Genomic DNA, 18734 nt, shown 5'->3' with positions numbered 1-18734 from the left:
AGCCCACAGGCTCGGAGAAACGGGCTATGCCGGATCGGAAACTTCCCCCTCGTCGAAATCGAGATCGGCCCGCTCCAGTCTGGAGCGGGCAGCCGCCGCGCTATCAATCACGTCCTTCGTGTCGGAGGCGCGACAGAGCGCAGTTGCAAGGCCGGCGGCGAAGACAATGCGGCCGACCCCGCTGTCCCCGCCCAGCACCTCCTCAGCATAGCTCATGAGCAGGGCCTCGCCGGTCCTGCGATCATTGAGGTCGCCAAGGACGCGCTGAATCGTCTGGAGAGGCTCGACGACACCGGTAAACCTTCGCCGGGGCAGCAGCGCGCCAAAGGGGTCGATCATGTAGCGGAGCTTCTTGGCGCGAACCCGAGCCTCGTGCTGTTCGGATGGATCGAGCCGTTCGATGTGCCGGCAGCGCTTGAGGAACGATTTCAGTCGCGGCCGAAGTGCGCGTCTCAGATAGCGCCCGATCGGCATCTGGAGCAGATCGGCCTGCTCCGGCGTCGGCGAGGTTCGTGCCAGCGCGGCATCCAGCGCGCCGAGCAGGTCGAGGCTGAGATCCAGGGCTGCCGGCGACCTGAGATAGGCGATCGCCGCTTCACGAGCGTGCTTGCCCCGGGTTTCAAAGACCGCTTTCAGATCCGCAACGCCCGGGGCGCTGCCATAGCTCGCGCCAAGCGCGGCCAGGAGGCTCTCGCAGAGGACATCGACCTCGCGGGATTCACCGAGAAACTGGGTCAGCCAGCGAAGTCGCGGCGAAAGGTCATTATCACCTCGCCATTCCAGGGCCGGCTCGAACAATGAGGCGAGCGCCCGTATCCGGCGAATACAGACCCGTGCCTGATGCAGCGCCTCAACGCCGCCGCCCGCAGCAAGCAAGGCAAAATTATCGAAAAGCCCGGTGAGGCAGGTGGAGAACGCGCTCCGGATGGCCTGGCCGGTGCTCATGCCCGGCGTGACATCGAAGGACAGTTCGCTGACGGCCTCCTGTTCGGCATCGCCTCTCAGCCGGAAGCCCCGCTCGCCCTTGGACGACAAGATCGGCAGCGAGGGCACGACAGCCGCCAGATCACGGGCACAGCTCAGGAGCGCGGCCGGCGTACCGCTTGTGAGCTCGAGCTCGGCCTCGCAGATCGGCAACGACCGGTCGTCGCCCTGGATCTCTCCGATATCGAGCGCCAGTTCCACCGTCGCATCGGGGCGCACGATGACGAAGGTCCTGCGCCTGACCTGCGTGCTGAAGACCGGTCGCAAGTTGTTCAGGTCGCGGTCGCCCAGCACATCGCACAGAGGCGTCCCTGCGAGCGTATCCTTCGACGGTGCATCGGCCGTGACGACAGATTCCCACTCGCCACGCAGGATCGCTCCGGCGCCACTTGACTTGACCGTCTGGATGGTCTTCCGGCCATCATGCCGGATGCGAAGCGAGTAGCCCTTGCGCCGCAGTTTGAGCTTGGGGGTATCGAAGTAGACGGAGTGCAGACGCTTTGTCCTGCCCTTCCCACTTGTCCCCAACGCCTTGGCCGCCCGGGCATAGTGCTCGAGGTCCCCACTCATGGGAACGAGTTTCAGCTCGACCTCGCGATTGTCCGGCATCATCGGCCCCCAGAGCCATTCCCGGTCGTGTCCGCCAGGGTGGACCGCCATCAACCCTGCGGCACAGAAACCTTCTCCCAGGTCTTGTCGGGGTCGTATGAGCGCATCCGTGTCGCGATCCGGCTGGTCCTGGGCCCAAGATCCTTCTGATACACCGTTCCGTCGTGGTTCACGATGAAGCTCATGACGCCGGAATTGCCATATTCGGCGGGATAGGCGAGCAGGGCGAAGCCGCCGATCATCTTGCCGCCGACGACATAGTCGAGGCTTCCACCAGGTGCCGCGGCCCCCTGGCGCTTCAGGATTTTGTAGAAGTAGCCGTGATAGGGCGTCTTGACCTGCCCGCCCTTATAGCCTTCGCGCTCGGCCTGCGCGGCGAGAGCGCCGAGCGGACTGGCCTCTTCCCCTGCCCCCGTGGCCCAATACAATCCGTCGCGCTTCCCGGGGCGGCTCGCGACCCGCTGGGCATAGGAGCCCGCCCCCGCGCCGGTTCTGTCCTTGCCCGCATACTCGTTTTGAGCGTCGACATAGGCCAGGCTGACCTGGATCGCATCGAGTTCATTGCGCCCGAGGCGCCTGAACAGGATTTCCTTACGCCCGGCCTCGGTGTCGAAGCGCCACTCACCATCCTTGCGCAGGATCGGGATCGGGAACGGGAAGTCATTCTGACCGACGAGCAATGTCGCCTTGTCGCCGTCGACCGTGACCTGGTGCTTGGCCTGATAGGCAGAGAGAAAGCGCTCCCTGTCCGCCGCGTCGGCGACCTCGTCGCCGGAAAAGACGATGTCGCGCCCCTTGAGCCCGAGAACGCCGAGCATCGGGCCGGTCTCGCTGGTGCGGACGGCTTCCACGAGGGCTGCGGCAGCCGCCTCAGGCGTCTTGAAGCGCTGTTGTGCGCTGGCTGCTGACATCCCGACCAAGGTGGCAGCCGCGATTGCAAGGCTCAGCGATAGCCGACGGATCCGGTCGAGGCGCATCATGGCAACGTACCTCCGGACGTCTCCGGGACAGTGGCGCGACATCCTGCCGTCGCCAGGCATTCATGGCGGATGGTTCCGGTCGGGACATGCGAACCGGATGCCAGCCACTGATCGTAGGTCTGGAACGGCACTCCGATGCGCTCGTAATACACTCGCAGGAAACCGTCGGCGCCCCGTGTCACGGCCTCGGGCGCGACCTCCTGGACCTCCTGCGCCATCACGCCGACATAGCGCCTGTCGCTGCCCCGGTAGGCAAATCGGTAGAAGCCGATGCCATTCCAAAGCCGGCCGAGCTCGACGATATGATCCTTGAGCGCGATGTCGGAACGGCGACCGCCGCCGCCACCCCGGCCGCCGCCTCCGCGGCCACCGCCGCCAAATCCGCCCCCACCCATGCGCGCGCCACCGCCGCCGCCCATGCGGGCCCCGCCGCCGCCAAAGCCGCCGCCTCCCATGCGTGCTCCGGCATGAGCAAAGCTCGCCTGTCCGCGCTGGGCTTGCAGAGTGGCAGCTCTGCCGGGCTGCATGTTGCCGAAGGCATTGTCGCGGCGCGGCGCGGCCCGGTTGACGTTGCCGCCGCTGGGACGATTGGCCTGCGCGGGCCGCTGTGCCGGCCTTTGCGCATTCGGACGATTCTGGCGCGCCCGGTCGGCAGTGGCAGGACGGTTCCCGGCCCCGCGATCGGGACGCGCAGCACCGGCGCCAGCATTGGGGCGATTGCCCGCATTGGGCCGGTCGGGCCGATTGGCCCCCTCCCCGCGATCCGGCCGGTTGCCAGCTCCGGCATTAGGGCGATCGGGCCGGTCAGGGCGGGCCAGATTCCCGTCCCGCCCGCGAAAGTCCATGCGTCCGTCGCTCCCCGGACGAGAGGTGTTGGCAAAGCGCTGCTGAACCTGCGAATTGCCGTATCTGACCCCCTGCCTGTGCTGGGGGTTGTGCTGCCAGTGCGTCACGCGATCGCGGTTGATATTGATGTTGTTGTTGTTCCAGTTGATGTTGCCGCCCCAATAGCCGCCGGTCGCCCAGCGGCCGAGCGCGTAGGCGGTGCCGAAGGCGAGCCCGGTCGCAACGACGCCGGCCGCGATGTAGCCCGGGGCCGGAAAGTAATAGGGCGTGCTCTCGGGATAGGGCCAGGCGCCGTAGACGACGCCGGGATCATAATAGGGCACATAGAGGGTGTCGGATGCGGCTGACGCAATGGCGATGGTCTGCCTTGCGCCCTCCTGCTGCACCGTCACCGTCTGCTGCGTACCCGATGTGAGCTTCTTGTTCTCGTAGGCCCGCGACCTCATCCGCTGGACAGCGTCCATGACGTCGGTTTCCTGAGCGAGAACGGCATCGCCGAGCTTCTGCGTCCATTCCAGGTTCTTGCTCATCATCTCGAGCACCGACGGCGTAGCGACCAATGCCTTGATGCTGTCGTCCCAGGCCTGTTTCTCGGCGGCCGCCTTGAGGGCGTCTCCCTTGAGCTTCTTGTTCTCGGCAATCCAGCGCTCGGCCTGAACGACTTCGAGCGGATAGGTCGAGGCCATCAGCACCTGAGCCAGCAGGCTGTCGGGATAGAGCGCGATCGGGGCAAGCAGGGCGTCGAGCTGCGCTGCCGCGAGTGGGGCCTGGTCGACCGGCAGGGTCGCTGGCGTCGCTGCTGCGCCTGTGGAAGGAACGGGCGCCTGCGCTTGTGCGAGGGATTGAAGGGGAGTGCCCAGGGCCAACACGCCCGTCAGCACGAACTGGAGAATCATCGCGCTCTCCCGATATCCGCTCCTTCGGAGCGCTCGCACCACCAAAGGGTATTCTGCCGGAGGGGCGCGGCCGGTCTCAGCACGGCCCCGGATGCCCAATTCGAACCGTGGCTAGCGCGGGTTGCTCGGTGCGGCGCCATGGGTGCGCTCCCACTCTCTCAGCCTCTCGAACGCCTCCTTGTTTGCGCGGGCCTCCTCCATTGCTTTCGTCATGAGGCCGCTCTGCATCATCATCTGGTTTTCGTAGATGAAATCCCACTGGCAGCCATTGATCTTGTTGCATGAATTCGGTGTTCCGACAGTCTGCGCGGCAACCACTACCCCAGATGCGACAAGAACCGCGACGGCCATTACGCCCGACGCTGCAAGGCTGATCAGCTTTCTCATCATCAAAGCCTCCACAATCAATTCGCGTATCGGGCTTGGTAAGCAGCCGCGCGAACCGTCTCTGCTCATCGACTTGGTGTCGCAGCATACACCCGCGCAGGACATCGCGATGCGGTCCGACCTGCCCGGTGAATTCTAGCGAATTCCTGCCGATAAGAACCTGTCCCTAAGGACAATACGCCGACGCCCCTCGATGTGCTGTTCTCAGCGCAGGATTTTTCCAGCGGCAGTCTGCGCGGGCGCGGCCATGCTGCTCGCAGACGGTCGGGTCCGGTGGAACGTACCGAAAGCGATCTGAACCTCGACCTCGTTCAACCAGGGAAGGATTCGGAATGTCCAGCGCTGCCAAAGATGCGCGGTCGATCGACCATTTCTTCTCCGCACCGTCCGGACGCCATGATCGGTGGCGGGACCTTCATTCACTCGCGAGATCCTGGGCCAATGGCGACGCCAAGCGAAACGCGGTCGAGCAGGCCCTCGAAGACCTCGGCGTGCTCGAGGAGTTCCACGCCTTTCCCGGCACGGACCTCATCGCGGCGCTGCGCGAGCGGCTGAGGAATGAGGACAAGGCCGGCTTTCTCGCGCTGGCAAAGCGCATCTCGCTCGACATCATCACAGGCAACTATAAGCAAGATGCCGGCGAATGGCAGGCGGCCGACCTCGCATTGCCGGATCCGGCCGACGTGCTGCCGCCATCGCTTGGCGATAGCCGGACGCATCGGCCCTATTTCGAGCTGCTCGCCGTAACACCCGCGCCGGCTTCCCGCTGGCCGCATATTGCCGCCGAATTTCGCCGGCTGCGACGGCAGGAAGATGCCTTCATCTATGAAACCGTCCTGGTCGGAAGCCTCGAGGACGCCGTCTGTGCCGCGGTGATGAACCCCGACATTGCAGCGGTCGCGATCTATGAAGGCTTCGCGTTGCGCTCTCGCCATGACGCGCCGGTGTTGAGAAACGTGCTCGCCACCCAGCACCCCTTGCTGCTGGAGACGGATGAAGCCGATCTGTCGCTGCGCCTGGCTGCGGGATTGAAGGCGATCCGGCCGGAACTCGATATCTATCTTCTGTCGGACCGGCGGGTGGAGAAGCTTGCCGGCGATCCGCGCGCGGCCATCATCCGACGGATCATGTACCAGATCGAGGAGCCGCTCGAACTCCATCTCTCAGTGCAGGAAGGCATCAAGGCGCGCTTCGAGACCCCCTTCTTCGACAATCTCAAACTCTACGCGCAAAGGCCGATCGCCACCTTCCACGCGCTGCCGATCGCGCGCGGCAAATCCGTCTTCCGCTCGCCCTGGATCCGCGACATGGGGCAGTTCTACGGAATCAACCTCTTCCTGGCGGAGAGCAGCGCGACGACGGGCGGGCTCGACAGCTTGTTGGAGCCGACGGGCAACATCAAACGCGCGCAGGACATGGCTGCGCGGGCCTTCGGTGCCGAGCACGCGTTCTTCGTCACCAACGGCACCAGCACCTCGAACAAGATGGTGCTGCAGGCGCTGGTCGCACCCGGCGATATCGTCATCCTCGACCGCAACTGCCACAAATCGCACCATTACGGGCTGGTGCTGAGCGGAGCGCAGCCCTTCTATGTCGAAGCCTTCCCGATGGCGGAATTCTCGATGTATGGCGCGGTCCCGCTGCGGACCATCAAGAAGGCGCTGCTCGACCTGAAGTCCGAAGGCCGGCTCGACCGGGTGAAGATGCTCGATCTGACCAACTGCACCTTCGACGGCCACATCTACAACACGCGGCGCGTCATGGAGGAATGCCTTGCGATCAAGCCCGACCTGATCTTCCTCTGGGATGAAGCCTGGTTCGGATTCGCTCGCTGGTCGCCCTTCCTCCGGCCCCGGACCGGCATGGGTGCAGCCGCCGACATCGAAGCCTGGGCGCAGACGCAAGGCGCAGTCGAACAGTTCGAGAAACAGCGCGCCGAACTCGGCAATGCGCCATCCGCCGACAAGCTGCTGCAGACGCGCCTCATTCCCGATCCTCGCGCCATTCGCCTGCGGGTCTACCAGACCAACTCGACCCACAAGTCGATGTCGGCGATCCGCCAGGGCTCCATGGTGCTGGTACGGGATGTCGATTTCCACACGATCGAGGCCCAGTTCCACGAGGCGATCTTCACCCATGCCTCGACCAGCCCGAACCAGCAGCTGATCGCAAGTCTCGATGTCGCCCGCCGCCAGATGGAGCTCGAAGGCTACGGGCTCGTCATGAACGCCATCGAGGTCGCCCTCGACATTCGCCGCGAGATCAACTCGCATCCGCTGATCTCCACGTATTTCAGCATCGTCGGCGCCGACGGCATGGTGCCCAAGGAATACCGCTCCAGCGGCTTTATCGATTTCCTGGCGCCGGGAACCCGCTGGGACGATCAGTTGCGCAGCATGCGGGAGGATGAGTTCTGCCTCGATCCCACCCGCATGACCCTGGTCTGCGGCACGGCGGGCTTCGACGGCACCAGCTTCAAGGGATTGCTTGCCTCCGAATACAACATCCAGGTCAACAAGACCTCGCGAAACTCGGTCCTGCTGCAATCGAACATCAACAACACGCGCAGCGATGTCGCGCTTCTGATCAGCGTCCTTCTGAAGATCTGCCAGAGCATCGATACGAGGCTCAAGCACGGGGGCGAAGCGGAGCAGAAGGCCTTCGCGGCGCGGGTCAAGGCGCTGATGAAGGACGTGCCCGATCTGCCGAATTTCAGCCATTTCCACGAAACGTTCCGGCAGGACGCAGGCGACAAGACGCCGGAAGGGGACATCCGCACCGCGTTCTTCGCTGCCTATTCCGAGAAGCAGTGCGAGTATCTGCCGATCGACAGCCCGGAATGCGACCGACGCCTCAAGGACGGGCCGGACATGGTCTCGGCCAATTTCGTGATCCCCTACCCGCCCGGCTTCCCGATCATGGTGCCCGGCCAGGTCATCACGCACGAAACGATCACCTTCATGCGCAAGCTCGATGTGAAGGAGATCCATGGCTACGAGAAGGCCAAGGGCCTGAAACTGCTCAGAACAGACGTGCTCGCCGGCAAGAAGAGCGCCAATCACGAAGCCGCCCGCAAGAGACCTCGGGCTGCCTAGCACCCTGGCCGGCCGGCGACTGCGCGGCCGTCCGGCGCCGCCAAATCGGGAGATCGGCATGTTCGACTGGTTCGCTAGTACGCTTCGTACCTATCCGGAGATCGCGCTCTTCCTGTCCCTGGCGATCGGATATTTTGTCGGTGGCTTCTCCTATAAGGGCTTCAGCCTCGGGGCGGTCACCTCCACGCTGATCGCGGCCGTCATCATCGGCCAGCTCGGGATCACGATCTCCCCGAACGTCAAATCGACGTTCTTCCTGATGTTCCTGTTCGCCGTCGGCTACGGCGTTGGCCCGCAGTTCGTGCGAGGCATCGCCAAGGACGGCGCTCCGCAGGCGATCTTTGCGGTCGTCGTCACCGTCTTCTGCCTTGCGATACCCGTCATCATCGCAAAAATTGCCGGCTACCATCCAGGCTATGCGGCGGGCCTCTATGCCGGCTCGCAGACGATCTCGGCCTCGATGGGCCTGGCGACCGATGCCATCAATCGCCTCGGCCTCTCGCCGGAGAGGACGAAGGAACTGCTCGACGCGATGCCGGTCGCCTATGCGGTGACCTATATCTTCGGCACGGTCGGATCGGCGGTCGTCCTCGCCCAGCTTGGGCCCAAGCTTCTCGGCATCGACCTTGTCCAGGCCTGCAAGGACTATGAGGCACGGCTTGGCGGCGACAAGGAGCTTGGCGGCCCGGGCTCGGTCTGGCGGCGCTTCGAGCTACGCGCCTTCCGGGTACGAAGCGGTGCGAGGGTTGCCGGCATGCGCGCCGTAGACGCCGAGGCGCTGGTTCCGGACGCACGCGTCTTCGTCGAGCGCATCCGCCGCAATGGCGTCATCGAGGACGCAACCAGCGATACGATCCTGCAGGAGGGCGACATCGTCGCCATCGCAGGTCCGCGCGAGGTCCTCGTCAACCTGATCGGCCAGGCGGCCGAGGAGGTCGAGGATGCCGAGCTCCTCGACGTCAAGGCCGAGGGTGTCGACGTCTATGTCACCAGCAAGGATGTCGACGGCAAGACGCTCGCGGAGATGGCGCATATGCCGGCGGCCCGCGGCGTCTTCCTCCGGAAGATCGTACGCGGCGCGACCGCGACCAGCATCCCCATCCTCGCCAACACCGTGATCCATCGCGGCGACATCCTCACCATCGTCGGCCGGACCCAAGACGTTACGGCCGTCGGCAAGGTCATCGGCCATCCCGACCGAGCCAGCGACGTCGCCGATGTCGCCTTCATCGGGGCTGCCATCACACTAGGCGCGCTGGTCGGCGCTCTCGTCTTCAAGGTCGGCGGTGTCCCCCTGACGCTCTCGACTGCGGGCGGCGCGCTGATTTCGGGCCTGTTCTTCGGCTGGCTCCGTTCCGTGCGCCCGTTCTTCGGCCGCATTCCAAGTTCGACCGTCTGGTTCATGAACTCGGTCGGCTTGAACATCTTCATCGCATGCGTCGGGATTTCCGCCGGCCCAGGTTTCGTCAAGGGGCTGCAGACACAGGGCGTTGGTCTCTTCCTCTGGGGCGCATTGGCCACCACGATCCCGCTCGTCCTGGCGATGTTTGCCGGCAAATACATCTTCCGGTTCGACCCGGCCATTCTGCTCGGGGCCTGTGCCGGTGCCCGCACCACCACGGCGGCGCTCGGCATGATCTGCGAGACCGCAGGCAGCCAGGTCCCGGCCCTGGGCTACACCGTGACCTACGCGGTCGGAAACACCCTTCTGACGATCTGGGGCATGGTGATCATCATGCTGCTGACCTGACGGCGACACGTACTGACGCATTTGCTGCACATGAAGAACATGGGGAAATGCCATGGACCTGGTGAAGTTACGCAGTTTCGCAACCCTCAGCCCCTTCGAGATCAAGGACGAACTGATCCGTCTCGCAAAACAGACGGCGCAAACCTCCTCGATCGCCCTTCTGAATGCCGGTCGCGGCAATCCGAACTGGGTCGCGATGACGCCGCGCGAGGGCTTCTTCCTGCTCGGGCAATTTGCGATCACGGAAAGCAGGCGCGTGATGCACAAGGCCGCCGGCATCGGTGGCATGCCCAAGGCCGAGGGTATTGCCGAGCGGCTGGAGAGCTGGCTGGCTGATCACAAGGACTCGCCCGGCGCCACCTTCCTCCGTGACATGGTCGCCTTCGCGATCAAGAGGTTCGGCTTCAAACCCGACGCCTTCGTGCACGAGCTCGTGGACTCGATCATCGGCGACAATTATCCGGTGCCTGACCGCATGCTCGTGCACAATGAGCGCATCGTGCATGAATACCTGATGTGGGCGATGTGCGGGGAGCCGCACCCATCCGGTCAGTTCGACCTCTATGCCGTCGAGGGCGGAACGGCGGCGATGTGCTACATCTTCAAGTCGCTGAAGGCCAACCGGCTGCTGAACCCGGGCGACACGATTGCCCTGGCGACCCCTATCTTCACGCCCTATCTCGAAATGCCGCATCTTGAGGATTACGGCCTCAACATCGTTTCGGTGGCCGCGCCTCAGGAAAACCGCTGGCAGTTCACCGACGAGGAACTCAAGAAGCTGGAAGACCCCAAGGTCAAGGCCTTTTTCGTCGTCAATCCGGGCAATCCCTATGCCGTTGCCCTGAGCGAGGAGACGATCGCCAAGATCGTGAAACTGGTCCAGACCAAGCGTCCCGACCTGATCATCCTCACCGATGACGTCTACGGCACCTTCGTCAAGGGTTTCCGGGGCCTGCTCGGCGCGCTCCCGCACAATACAATCGGGGTCTACTCCTACTCGAAATATTTCGGGTGCACCGGCTGGCGGCTTGGCGTCATCGCGATCCACCGCGACAACATCTTGGACAAGGCCATCGCGAACCATCCGGAGAAGATCCTGACGGTGCTCGATACCCGCTATGGCCCGATCACGCTCAAGCCGCGCGAACTGAGGCTGATCGACCGCATCGTCGCCGACAGCCGCGACATCGCGCTGAACCACACAGCCGGCCTGTCGCTGCCGCAGCAGGTGATGATGACCATGTTCTCGCTGTCCGAGATGATGGACGAGGCCAAGCTCTATCAAAAGACCTGCATGGATATCGTGAAGTCCCGCGTTGACCGGATGATCGAAGGATTGGGCATCGATGTGCCCGACAACCCCCTGCATGATCGCTATTACGGCCTGATCGATTTCGAGTTCTGGGCGAACAAATATGTCGGCCCAGAGGTGGTGAGCTACATGAAGGAGCACGTCCACCCGCTCGACATCGTCTTCCGCCTCGCCGAGGACCACGGCATCGTTTTGCTGAACGGCGGCGGTTTCCACGCCCCCGACTGGTCGGTGCGGGTCTCCTTCGCCAATCTCGACGACGAGGTCTACAGCCAGATCGGACGCGCGACCCGCGCGGTGGCGCGCGGCTACCGTCAGGCCTTTGACGCCTACAATCTCGCTCTCTCCAAATCGAAGTCCTGACGCGCGACAGCTGCGGGAGCGAAGGCGTGCGCGGGGTGATTTCGTCCGTTCGGCAACCATCGGACATTCGACCAGACACCACCTGATCGCATGTCCGAGTTCCATGCTGCGAGGCAGAGCATGAACTACGTCGTCGAAGCCCTGCGCAACAATCCCGAGCTCGCCATTTTCCTGACGATCGCTCTCGGCTTTCTGATTGGAAAGGCGAAAATCGGAGGCTTCAGCCTCGGCGTCGTCGTCGGCTGCCTGCTGGCGGGCGTCCTGGTCGGCCAGCTCGACGTCAAGGTGCCCGCCGCCGTGAAGACGGTCTTCTTCGACCTCTTCCTGTTCACGACCGGCTACAAGGTCGGCCCGCAGTTCTTTCGCGCCTTGAAGCGCGACGCGCTCCCACAAATGGCGTTGACGGTCGTGCTGTGCGTCACATGCCTGCTGGTGGCGCTCGGCTTCGCAAGGCTCCTGAACTTCGACATGGGCACGGCGGCCGGGCTTCTGGCCGGGGCGTTTTCCGAATCGACGGTCATCGGAACCGCGGGTGAAGCGATCCAGCGGCTCGATCTTCCGCAAGCGGAGCGGACCGCGCTCATCAACAACATCCCCGTCGCCTACGCCGTCACCTATCTGGTCGGGACGGCGGCGCTGGTCTGGTTCCTGCCCAAGGTCGGTCCCAAACTCATGGGCATCAACCTGCGCGAGGTTGCGGCGCAGCGCGCCGAGAAGGCCGGTCCGGGCAGCGATGCGGAAGGCGTCACCTCCGCTGCCCGCTTGTTCGACGTTCGCGCCTATCGCGTCGAAAATCCGGTCCTGACCAACAAGACGATCACTGAGATCGAAGCGCTCATCAAGGAGACCCGAGCCTTCATTCTGCGCGTTCGGAGCGGTGTCGTGCTGTTCGGCCACGCGTCGGATCGCAGGATCCAGGCGGGCGATATCATTGCCATCATGGCACGACATGAAATTCACGCCGCCCGCGGCGACCTGATCGGCCCCGAAGTGAGTGACCCCGAGCTGCTCGACATTCCGCTCGAAGCGCTCGACGTCATCGTGACGTCCCGCAGCATCGACGAGAAATCGCTGGGGGAACTGGCCCAGGCCGAATTCGCGCGTGGCGTCTTCCTGTCCAAGCTGACACGCTCCGGTATCGCGATGCCGATCGAGCCGGCGACACACGTCAATCGTGGTGACGTCATGTCTCTGGTCGGGCCGCTGCCGGAAGTCGAGCGGGCCGCAACCGAACTCGGTTATCCCGACCGCCGCACCTCGGCAACCGACATGGTCTTCGTCGGCTTCGGGATCTTCCTGGGCGGCCTATTCGGTTTGCTGACCTTGGTCGTCTGGGGCGTGCCGCTGACCCTGACCGCCAGCGGTGGCGCGCTCTTCATGGGGCTCGTCTTCGGCTGGCTGCGCTCGGTCTACCCGTTCTACGGGCGCATTCCCGAGCCGGCGATCTGGATCTTCGATACGGTCGGGCTTTGCATGTTCATCGGCATCGTCGGGCTCGGCGCCGGACCGAGTTTCGTCTCGGGCCTGAAGGCGACCGGCGTCAGCTTGATCGTCGTCGGCCTCATCTCCGCGCTGCTGCCGCATACCATCGGCATTCTGTTTGGGCGCTACGTTCTGAAGATGGACCCGCTCATCGTTCTCGGCGCCTGCGCCGGGGCCGGCACCATCACGGCGGCCCTCAGGGCCATCCAGGACGAGGCCCAGAGCAGTATCCCGGCCCTGGGCTACACGGTGCCCTATGCCATCGGCAACATCCTGCTGACGGCCTGGGGCCCGATCCTGATCGGCATCATGTCGCGTTAGGCGCAGCCGATCTGTTGCCTGGCGACATTGGATCCTTCCTGAACAGACCCGAACGATTCCGTTCATCCTGCGTTCCCTCTCGGAAGGCTTTAATCGTCGAGAGGAAACAAGGAGAACCCCGATGCGTCGGTTCTTGATCACAGCCACTATCGTCATTGGCGCGGCCGCAACGATGGCGGGCCTCGCGCCTGCAGCTCAGGCAAGCGAAGCGATTGCGCCCGCTATCGCGCAGCAACTCGACAGGCAACCGTTGGCGTTCGCCATGACTGATGCGAAGCGGGAACGCCTGATGATCATTCAGGACAACATGAATCGTCAGAGATATTACGGCCGGCGCGATGGCTACAGCCACGGTTACGGCTATGGCCGTCGTCATGGTGGTCCGCCGCCTTGGGCGCCCGCACATGGCTATCGCCGGCACCACTATGAGCGCTGGTAGTCGCGACCTGCGGGTAAATTCACTCGTGACATGCGGGTGGCCCTTGTCCGGTTAGCCCGAGGCATCGTCGCCTGCGTGTCTGCGCCGACTTCGTGCGTGCCGCCAGAAGGCCACAAGGGCAATCAGGGCGGTCACCACGAGGAGCGCAACGCCCATCTGGACGAGTCCGAACTTATGTGCGCCAGGAGGAACAAACCAACCCGCGACGACGGCGGCGAGGTTCAACACGGACTGAACGAAGCGGTCCAACATCTTGATTCCCCTCCTCAAAACCCGCTTCAGAAGCAAGCCGCTGGACGGCGGCGAGCGAAAGCTCGCGAGGAGGCGAGCGAACGGCTAATCCAGGCGTAGGCAGGTGGCGCTCATCCACCGCCGGGAACCACCCCGCGGCAGGCCCAGGCGACGGCCGCAAAGGAGCGTGGACCATCGGGCTGCCCGGCTTCATAGGCGTCCCGGACAGCCTCGCCAGCCCTTGCCCGGGACGCCGGATCGAGCCCCGCGACATATTTGCCGAGCGGCCCCTCGCCGGCGGCGAACGGGTCCCAGTAGTCGGCGAAATTCTCGTAATCCATCCTGATCATCAGCGAGGTCTGCTCGACCTCCTGAAGGCCCTGCGCCATGAACGTCTGCCGCATTTCATCGGGCCTCATCATGGGCTGGAAGCAGTAATGAGCGCGCAGGCTTCGCGCCTGCTCGTCCTGCGCGGCGACGGTGTCCAACATCATGCGCATCCCGGACATTCCGCCGAGGTGATCCCAAACGGCGGCTGCGACAACACCGCCCGGCCGCACCACACGACGCATTTCGGCAACCGCCTTGTCGGCTGCCGGCACGAAGTGGAGGACGAGCAGCGACAGGGCCCGGTCGAATTCGTCGTCGGGGAAAGGGATGGAGCAGGCATCGCCCTCCTTGATCGTGATCCGCGGATCACTGTTCCGGCGCCGGGCCTCCGCGACGAAGATCGGTGAAAAGTCGATCGCTGCGACCTCGGCGATTTCCGCAGCCTGGGGCAGCGCGAAGGTCAGGCTGCCTGTCCCGCAACCGACATCGAGAACCCGCTCGCCATGGGCGATACCGGCGAAATCAATGAACGGGCCGGCAAGCTGACGGCTCCAGCGGCCCATGAGCTGCTCATAACCGCTGGCGCTGCGGACGGTGAAGCTGGACGGCATGGTGGGGCTCTCCTTGCTCGCTGAAGAACCTCTCTACTGCGCAACCTGGGAAACCGCCGACATGAGCTCCTGGGGGTTCGGCGCCCCGAACATGTAACGCCCCCCTTCCGGAACTTCGGTGAAGCACCAGCGCACGATGCCTTGCCGGTCGAGCAGGAACTGGCCGACAAGCTGGCCAAGGCCTGTCGCCTTCATCTCCAGGTCGGCCTCGGTCAGTTCGTAACCGTCCTTGTTGTCGAGGAATTGCGACCCCGCCAACGGGTCGAGCGGTCCGGGCGTCTCGCCGGGAATCTCGACCCGCATGCCAAGTACGGCAGCCATCGAGACCTTGTGCGGCCATGCCGTCTCGTTCTCCGTGAATTCGAGATTTGGCAGGCCAAATGCCTGGTGGGAGGTTCGTTTGGGATCGGAGGCGGCGAGAAGATTGGGCATCGGATGATAACGGAAATAGAGTCGCGCGCGTTCAATCGGCGTGTTGACCACGGTCAGGCTCTCGACGCCCGCAGCACGGAGCGCCGGATCGAGCTGCGCCTGGGCGGCGATATGGCGCCGGCAGAAGGCACAGTGCAAGCCGCGGTACAGGCCGACCAGCACCGGCTTTTGACCGCGAAAGTCGTCGATTGCGATCTTTCCCTCGCGGGTGATGGCGTCGAGCACGACGTTCGGTGCCCTGTCGCCGGGTTGAAGAGGAACCATGTCGGCCTGCGCGAGCATATCCAACCTCCTCCGCGGTCAATCGAGGAAAGGCAGCACCACGAGCGCTTCCGGGTCGAGCCCGTGCCGGGCGCAGACATCTTGCGCCAGCGAAAAGTAACGGTCGGCTTCCGCCAGATCGTCACGGTCGAGATTGAGTGTTGCGAGACCATCATAACATGGAAAGAGCAGCTGCGGCTCGCCCGTTTCGCGGGCAACGTCGAGCGCTTCGTTGTAGAAGCTGGCCGCGATGTCTGGTTGCCCCTGGCATTGGTGGATCTGCCCGAGCACGATCAGGGGCACAGGCAGGTGCTCGCGCTGGTCGAGCGCCCGGTCGATCTCCACCGCTTTCTCCGCCGCCGGAACGCCCTCTGTCGGGCAGCGGTCCGTGAATGTGCAGCAGGCGACCGCCAGATTGGTGAGGAGGCGTGCCTGGAAACCCAGATCGCCGATACGCCGCGATATCTCGAGGCCGCGCCGACACACCTCCATCGCCTGCACGGGATTGATCGTTGTATAGAGCACGCCGAGATTGGTGTAGCCGCGGCAGGCGGCGCCAGGCAGGTCGGCAGCTTCTGCCACCTCTATGCTTCGCTCCACCTCGCGCACTGCTTCGCGGTTCCGCCCGAGCCGGGCCAGCGCGACGCCCTTGGTGTTGAGCGCTTCTGCAGTCACGAGCGCTGCCTCGCGCCCGATCCCGGAGGCCTCGTCCCGGGTCAGCGTGCACGCGCATGCGAGCGCAGCGTCGGCCCATTCTGCTGCACGCGCGTGATCGCCGGTCCGGAACGCCAGGCGGCCGCGCTCCTGCCAGAGATGCGCCTGCTCGATCGGCGCGTCAGCTCCGTCGAGAAGTGTCGCGGCCTCGGCGTAGCAGGCTTCGGCCTTGTCGCGCTTGCCGACATCCCAGAGCAGGCGGCCGATCTTGCGAAGAACCCGGGCCGAGGCGACGCGGTCGCCGTTCTCGCGATAGACCCGCAGCACCATCCCATAATGCTCATGCGCCAGCGCACGGCGGCCGGTCGGGCCACAGAGATCGGCAATCCGCTCGCCGAGCTGCAACCTGACCCCTGTCGGTTCGGCCGTCGCCAGCGCCGCTAGCGCCTGCTCGTAGAAGCGAAGGGCGTCGTCATTTGCATAGATCATGCGGGCGCGATCACCGGCCTCGCGCAGGTATTGCGCGCCCTTTTCCCGCTCTGCGCTCAGCCCGAAATGATGACCGAGCACGGTCAGATCTTCGAGCCTTTCTGGACTTTCGCCGCACAGGCCTTCGAAGGCGGTGGCGATCTGCCCGTGCAGTTCGGTCCGTCGTAGCAGCAGCAGATTCTGGTAGATCACATCGTGCAGCAATGTCTGCGTGAAGCGGTAGCACTGCGACGAGATCGCGCCTGTCCCGGCCTTCTGGATGATTTCCGCGTCGCCAAGCAGTTCGAGCCCGGCTTCGAGCCTGGCGGGGTCGGCGGTCACCGCTGCAAGCAGCGTCGCATCGAAGCGAGGGCCAATGACCGCGGCTTCCTGCGCGAGACGCCGCGCCTCCTGCGGCAGCCGGTCGAAGCGGGCGAGCAACATCGCCTGGATCGTGTCCGGGATGCTGACTGCCGCTTCGCCCGCCACGATCTGCCAGTGCTGGCCGTCGCGCTTCAGCACGTCGAGCTCGATCAGGCTCCGCACGATCTCCTCGAGGAACAAGGGGTTGCCGCCGGCGCGCTCGAGGATCCTCTCAGGCAGCGCCCCGATGGAGCTCAGCCAGCCCTCGCCGAACAGGGCCGCGAGCAGGCGGCGTCCGTCGCTGTCTCCAAGCTGCGTCAGCCTGAGCGCGGTATGGCTGAAGCGGCTTGAGTCCAGCGGATCGTTTTGCTGCGTGGGGCGATGAGTGACCACCAGCATCAGCCGCGATCGGTCCAGCCTGTCCATCACGAAACGCAGCGCTTCCAGCGATACCGTGTCAGCCCAGTGCAGATCTTCGACGACGATCAGCAGCGGCGACAGAGCCAGGCGCCGCTCGATGATCGTGCAGACAGCATGGAGGATTTGCCGCCGCAATTGCTCGGGCTCGACATGCTGCAAACTTGCCTTAGGGTCGCCCAGGCCGAGCACATGGTAGAGCAGCGGCATCAATCGCTCCGCCTCTTCACCCGCCATGCCAAGGTTGGCCAGCAAGGCTCCGAGCTTCAAGCGCATCTCGTCGGGAGCATCGTTCTGCATCACCCCGGCAGCGCTGCGCACGACCGCACCGATGGCGCCGAAGGACTGTTCGCCAAGCGGCGAGCAGGCGGCCTGCCGTACGGCAACGTCGCGAAAGCGCTCCTCGCAGCCGAGGCGGCCGACGAACTCGTTCACCAGCCGAGATTTCCCGATGCCGGCCTCACCGACAAGGCGCAGAAGCTGCGCCTGGCCAGCACAGGCCTGGTCGAGGCTCGCCAGCATGCGCTGGAGCTCCGCATCCCGGCCGATCAGCGGCGTGCTGAGGCCGAGCGCATCAAGTCCACGCGCTGCACGCGGCGATGCGAGCGGCCCGCCCAGCCGATGCACCAGAACGCTGCCGGACTTGCCGCGAAGTGCGATATCGCCGAGCGAGGCATAGGAGAAGGCATGCCGGGTCAGTCGGTAGGTCAACGGCCCCACCAGCACCTCGCCTGGGGCAGCCAGCGATTGCAACCGTTGGGCTGTGTTCACCGTGTCGCCGGTCACTGAATAGGATTTCGCCGTGCCGACCCCGAGGCCTCCCGCAACGACCGGACCGGTGTTTATCCCGATATGGAGAACCATTTCAGCACTTGCGGCGGCGGAGCTTTCGCCGAGCCGCGCCGTGCGGGCGATCATGTCGAGAGCGGCACGGAGCGCGCGTTCCGGATCATCCTCATGCGCGATCGGTGCGCCGAACAGAGCAAGCAGCGCATCGCCGATGAACTTGTCGACGAAACCGCCAAAGCTCTGCACGGCCGCCGTCAATTCCGTGAACAAGGCGGTCTGCAAGGTCTGAACGACCTCGGGGTCAAGCCTCTCGCTGAGCGTGGTGAAGCCGCTGAGGTCGGCGAACAGGATCGTCACCGTCCTGCGATCCGCATCGGCGACAGGCTGCGCCGCGACCTGTTCCCTCTCGACGTCCGTGATCGGTGCTGGCATGCGGGAGCGAACGGCAGTGGCCGCACTCGGCGCCGGTGCGGTCTGAGGGATGGCTTTCGCGGTGATGCGGGCGCCGCATCGCGGGCAAAAGGCGAAATCCGGCGCGCAGAGAAAGCTGCAACTCGAACACGGCACGGGCTGGCGCACGCCGCATTTCGGGCAGAAGGCAAAGCCGCTTTCGATCTGGAAACCGCAACCCGAGCAGTCCATCGACCAAGACCTCGCGGGGCCGTAAAAGCCTGCTCTCGCCTCACGCCTTGCGGCACGGCCTTCACAAGGTTG

At 64.5% G+C, this 18734-nt stretch carries 12 protein-coding genes; 5 read left to right on the top strand and 7 right to left on the bottom strand.

Annotated features, from left to right (window positions below):
• Positions 1–24 precede the first annotated feature (24 nt).
• The 4 genes from AB4099_RS09910 to AB4099_RS09895 form a co-directional block, all read right to left on the bottom strand.
• Positions 25–1644: a CYTH and CHAD domain-containing protein gene (locus AB4099_RS09910; protein WP_441477933.1), complete on the bottom strand. Its 1620-nt coding sequence runs from the start codon at positions 1642–1644 to the stop codon at positions 25–27.
• Positions 1644–2573, bottom strand: coding sequence for a DUF2950 domain-containing protein (locus AB4099_RS09905; protein WP_441477932.1), 930 nt, complete (start codon positions 2571–2573; stop codon positions 1644–1646). Before AB4099_RS09905 ends, AB4099_RS09910 begins: the two co-directional genes overlap by 1 nt.
• Positions 2570–4315, bottom strand: coding sequence for a DUF3300 domain-containing protein (locus tag AB4099_RS09900; RefSeq protein WP_441477931.1), 1746 nt, complete (start codon positions 4313–4315; stop codon positions 2570–2572). Before AB4099_RS09900 ends, AB4099_RS09905 begins: the two co-directional genes overlap by 4 nt.
• 111 nt (positions 4316–4426) lie before the next feature.
• Positions 4427–4702, bottom strand: coding sequence for a hypothetical protein (locus AB4099_RS09895; protein ID WP_441477930.1), 276 nt, complete (start codon positions 4700–4702; stop codon positions 4427–4429).
• Between the two features lie 332 nt (positions 4703–5034).
• Between AB4099_RS09895 and AB4099_RS09890 the strand changes: the two genes are divergently transcribed.
• The 5 genes from AB4099_RS09890 to AB4099_RS09870 all read left to right on the top strand — a co-directional run bounded on the left by AB4099_RS09890 (position 5035) and on the right by AB4099_RS09870 (position 13464).
• Positions 5035–7797, top strand: coding sequence for a decarboxylase (locus AB4099_RS09890; protein WP_441477929.1), 2763 nt, complete (start codon positions 5035–5037; stop codon positions 7795–7797).
• A gap of 58 nt (positions 7798–7855) precedes the next feature.
• Positions 7856–9547 (top strand): aspartate-alanine antiporter, encoded by a 1692-nt coding sequence (gene aspT, locus AB4099_RS09885; RefSeq protein ID WP_113518149.1) that lies wholly within the window; start codon positions 7856–7858, stop codon positions 9545–9547.
• A gap of 52 nt (positions 9548–9599) precedes the next feature.
• Complete coding sequence (gene aspD, locus AB4099_RS09880; RefSeq protein ID WP_113518150.1) at positions 9600–11222, top strand: aspartate 4-decarboxylase; 1623 nt, start codon at positions 9600–9602, stop codon at positions 11220–11222.
• A 120-nt stretch (positions 11223–11342) separates the two neighbouring features.
• Positions 11343–13025, top strand: coding sequence for an aspartate-alanine antiporter (aspT, locus tag AB4099_RS09875; protein WP_441477928.1), 1683 nt, complete (start codon positions 11343–11345; stop codon positions 13023–13025).
• 121 nt (positions 13026–13146) lie between these two features.
• Positions 13147–13464 carry a hypothetical protein gene (locus tag AB4099_RS09870; protein ID WP_113518152.1) on the top strand — a complete coding sequence of 106 codons (318 nt, stop codon included), beginning with the start codon at positions 13147–13149 and terminating at the stop codon, positions 13462–13464.
• Between the two features lie 362 nt (positions 13465–13826).
• Here AB4099_RS09870 and AB4099_RS09865 read toward each other — a convergent pair whose 3' ends face one another.
• From AB4099_RS09865 to AB4099_RS09855, 3 genes are read right to left on the bottom strand one after another with little or no spacing between them, the layout of a single operon-like run.
• Positions 13827–14636, bottom strand: a complete 810-nt coding sequence (locus tag AB4099_RS09865; RefSeq protein ID WP_113518154.1) for a class I SAM-dependent methyltransferase — start codon at positions 14634–14636, stop codon at positions 13827–13829.
• 33 nt (positions 14637–14669) lie between these two features.
• On the bottom strand, positions 14670–15350 hold the full coding sequence (locus AB4099_RS09860; RefSeq protein WP_113518155.1) for a peroxiredoxin-like family protein: 681 nt from the start codon (positions 15348–15350) through the stop codon (positions 14670–14672).
• A gap of 18 nt (positions 15351–15368) precedes the next feature.
• Complete coding sequence (locus tag AB4099_RS09855; protein ID WP_441477927.1) at positions 15369–18662, bottom strand: adenylate/guanylate cyclase domain-containing protein; 3294 nt, start codon at positions 18660–18662, stop codon at positions 15369–15371.
• Between the last annotated feature and the right edge of the window lie 72 nt (positions 18663–18734).

This window comes from Allobosea sp. 2KB_26 (genome assembly GCF_052115715.1).
GTDB lineage: Bacteria > Pseudomonadota > Alphaproteobacteria > Rhizobiales > Beijerinckiaceae > Allobosea.
Note: the sequence above shows the minus strand (reverse complement) of the source record. Positions and strands in the feature narration are given on the sequence as shown.

Coding starts and splice junctions, on each gene's coding strand:
- AB4099_RS09910 (WP_441477933.1), bottom strand. CDS start 1,644: ATGGCGGTCCACCCTGGCGGACACGACCGGGAATGGCTCTGGGGGCCG.
- AB4099_RS09905 (WP_441477932.1), bottom strand. CDS start 2,573: ATGATGCGCCTCGACCGGATCCGTCGGCTATCGCTGAGCCTTGCAATC.
- AB4099_RS09900 (WP_441477931.1), bottom strand. CDS start 4,315: ATGATTCTCCAGTTCGTGCTGACGGGCGTGTTGGCCCTGGGCACTCCC.
- AB4099_RS09895 (WP_441477930.1), bottom strand. CDS start 4,702: ATGAGAAAGCTGATCAGCCTTGCAGCGTCGGGCGTAATGGCCGTCGCG.
- AB4099_RS09890 (WP_441477929.1), top strand. CDS start 5,035: ATGTCCAGCGCTGCCAAAGATGCGCGGTCGATCGACCATTTCTTCTCC.
- aspT (WP_113518149.1), top strand. CDS start 7,856: ATGTTCGACTGGTTCGCTAGTACGCTTCGTACCTATCCGGAGATCGCG.
- aspD (WP_113518150.1), top strand. CDS start 9,600: ATGGACCTGGTGAAGTTACGCAGTTTCGCAACCCTCAGCCCCTTCGAG.
- aspT (WP_441477928.1), top strand. CDS start 11,343: ATGAACTACGTCGTCGAAGCCCTGCGCAACAATCCCGAGCTCGCCATT.
- AB4099_RS09870 (WP_113518152.1), top strand. CDS start 13,147: ATGCGTCGGTTCTTGATCACAGCCACTATCGTCATTGGCGCGGCCGCA.
- AB4099_RS09865 (WP_113518154.1), bottom strand. CDS start 14,636: ATGCCGTCCAGCTTCACCGTCCGCAGCGCCAGCGGTTATGAGCAGCTC.
- AB4099_RS09860 (WP_113518155.1), bottom strand. CDS start 15,350: ATGCTCGCGCAGGCCGACATGGTTCCTCTTCAACCCGGCGACAGGGCA.
- AB4099_RS09855 (WP_441477927.1), bottom strand. CDS start 18,662: ATGGACTGCTCGGGTTGCGGTTTCCAGATCGAAAGCGGCTTTGCCTTC.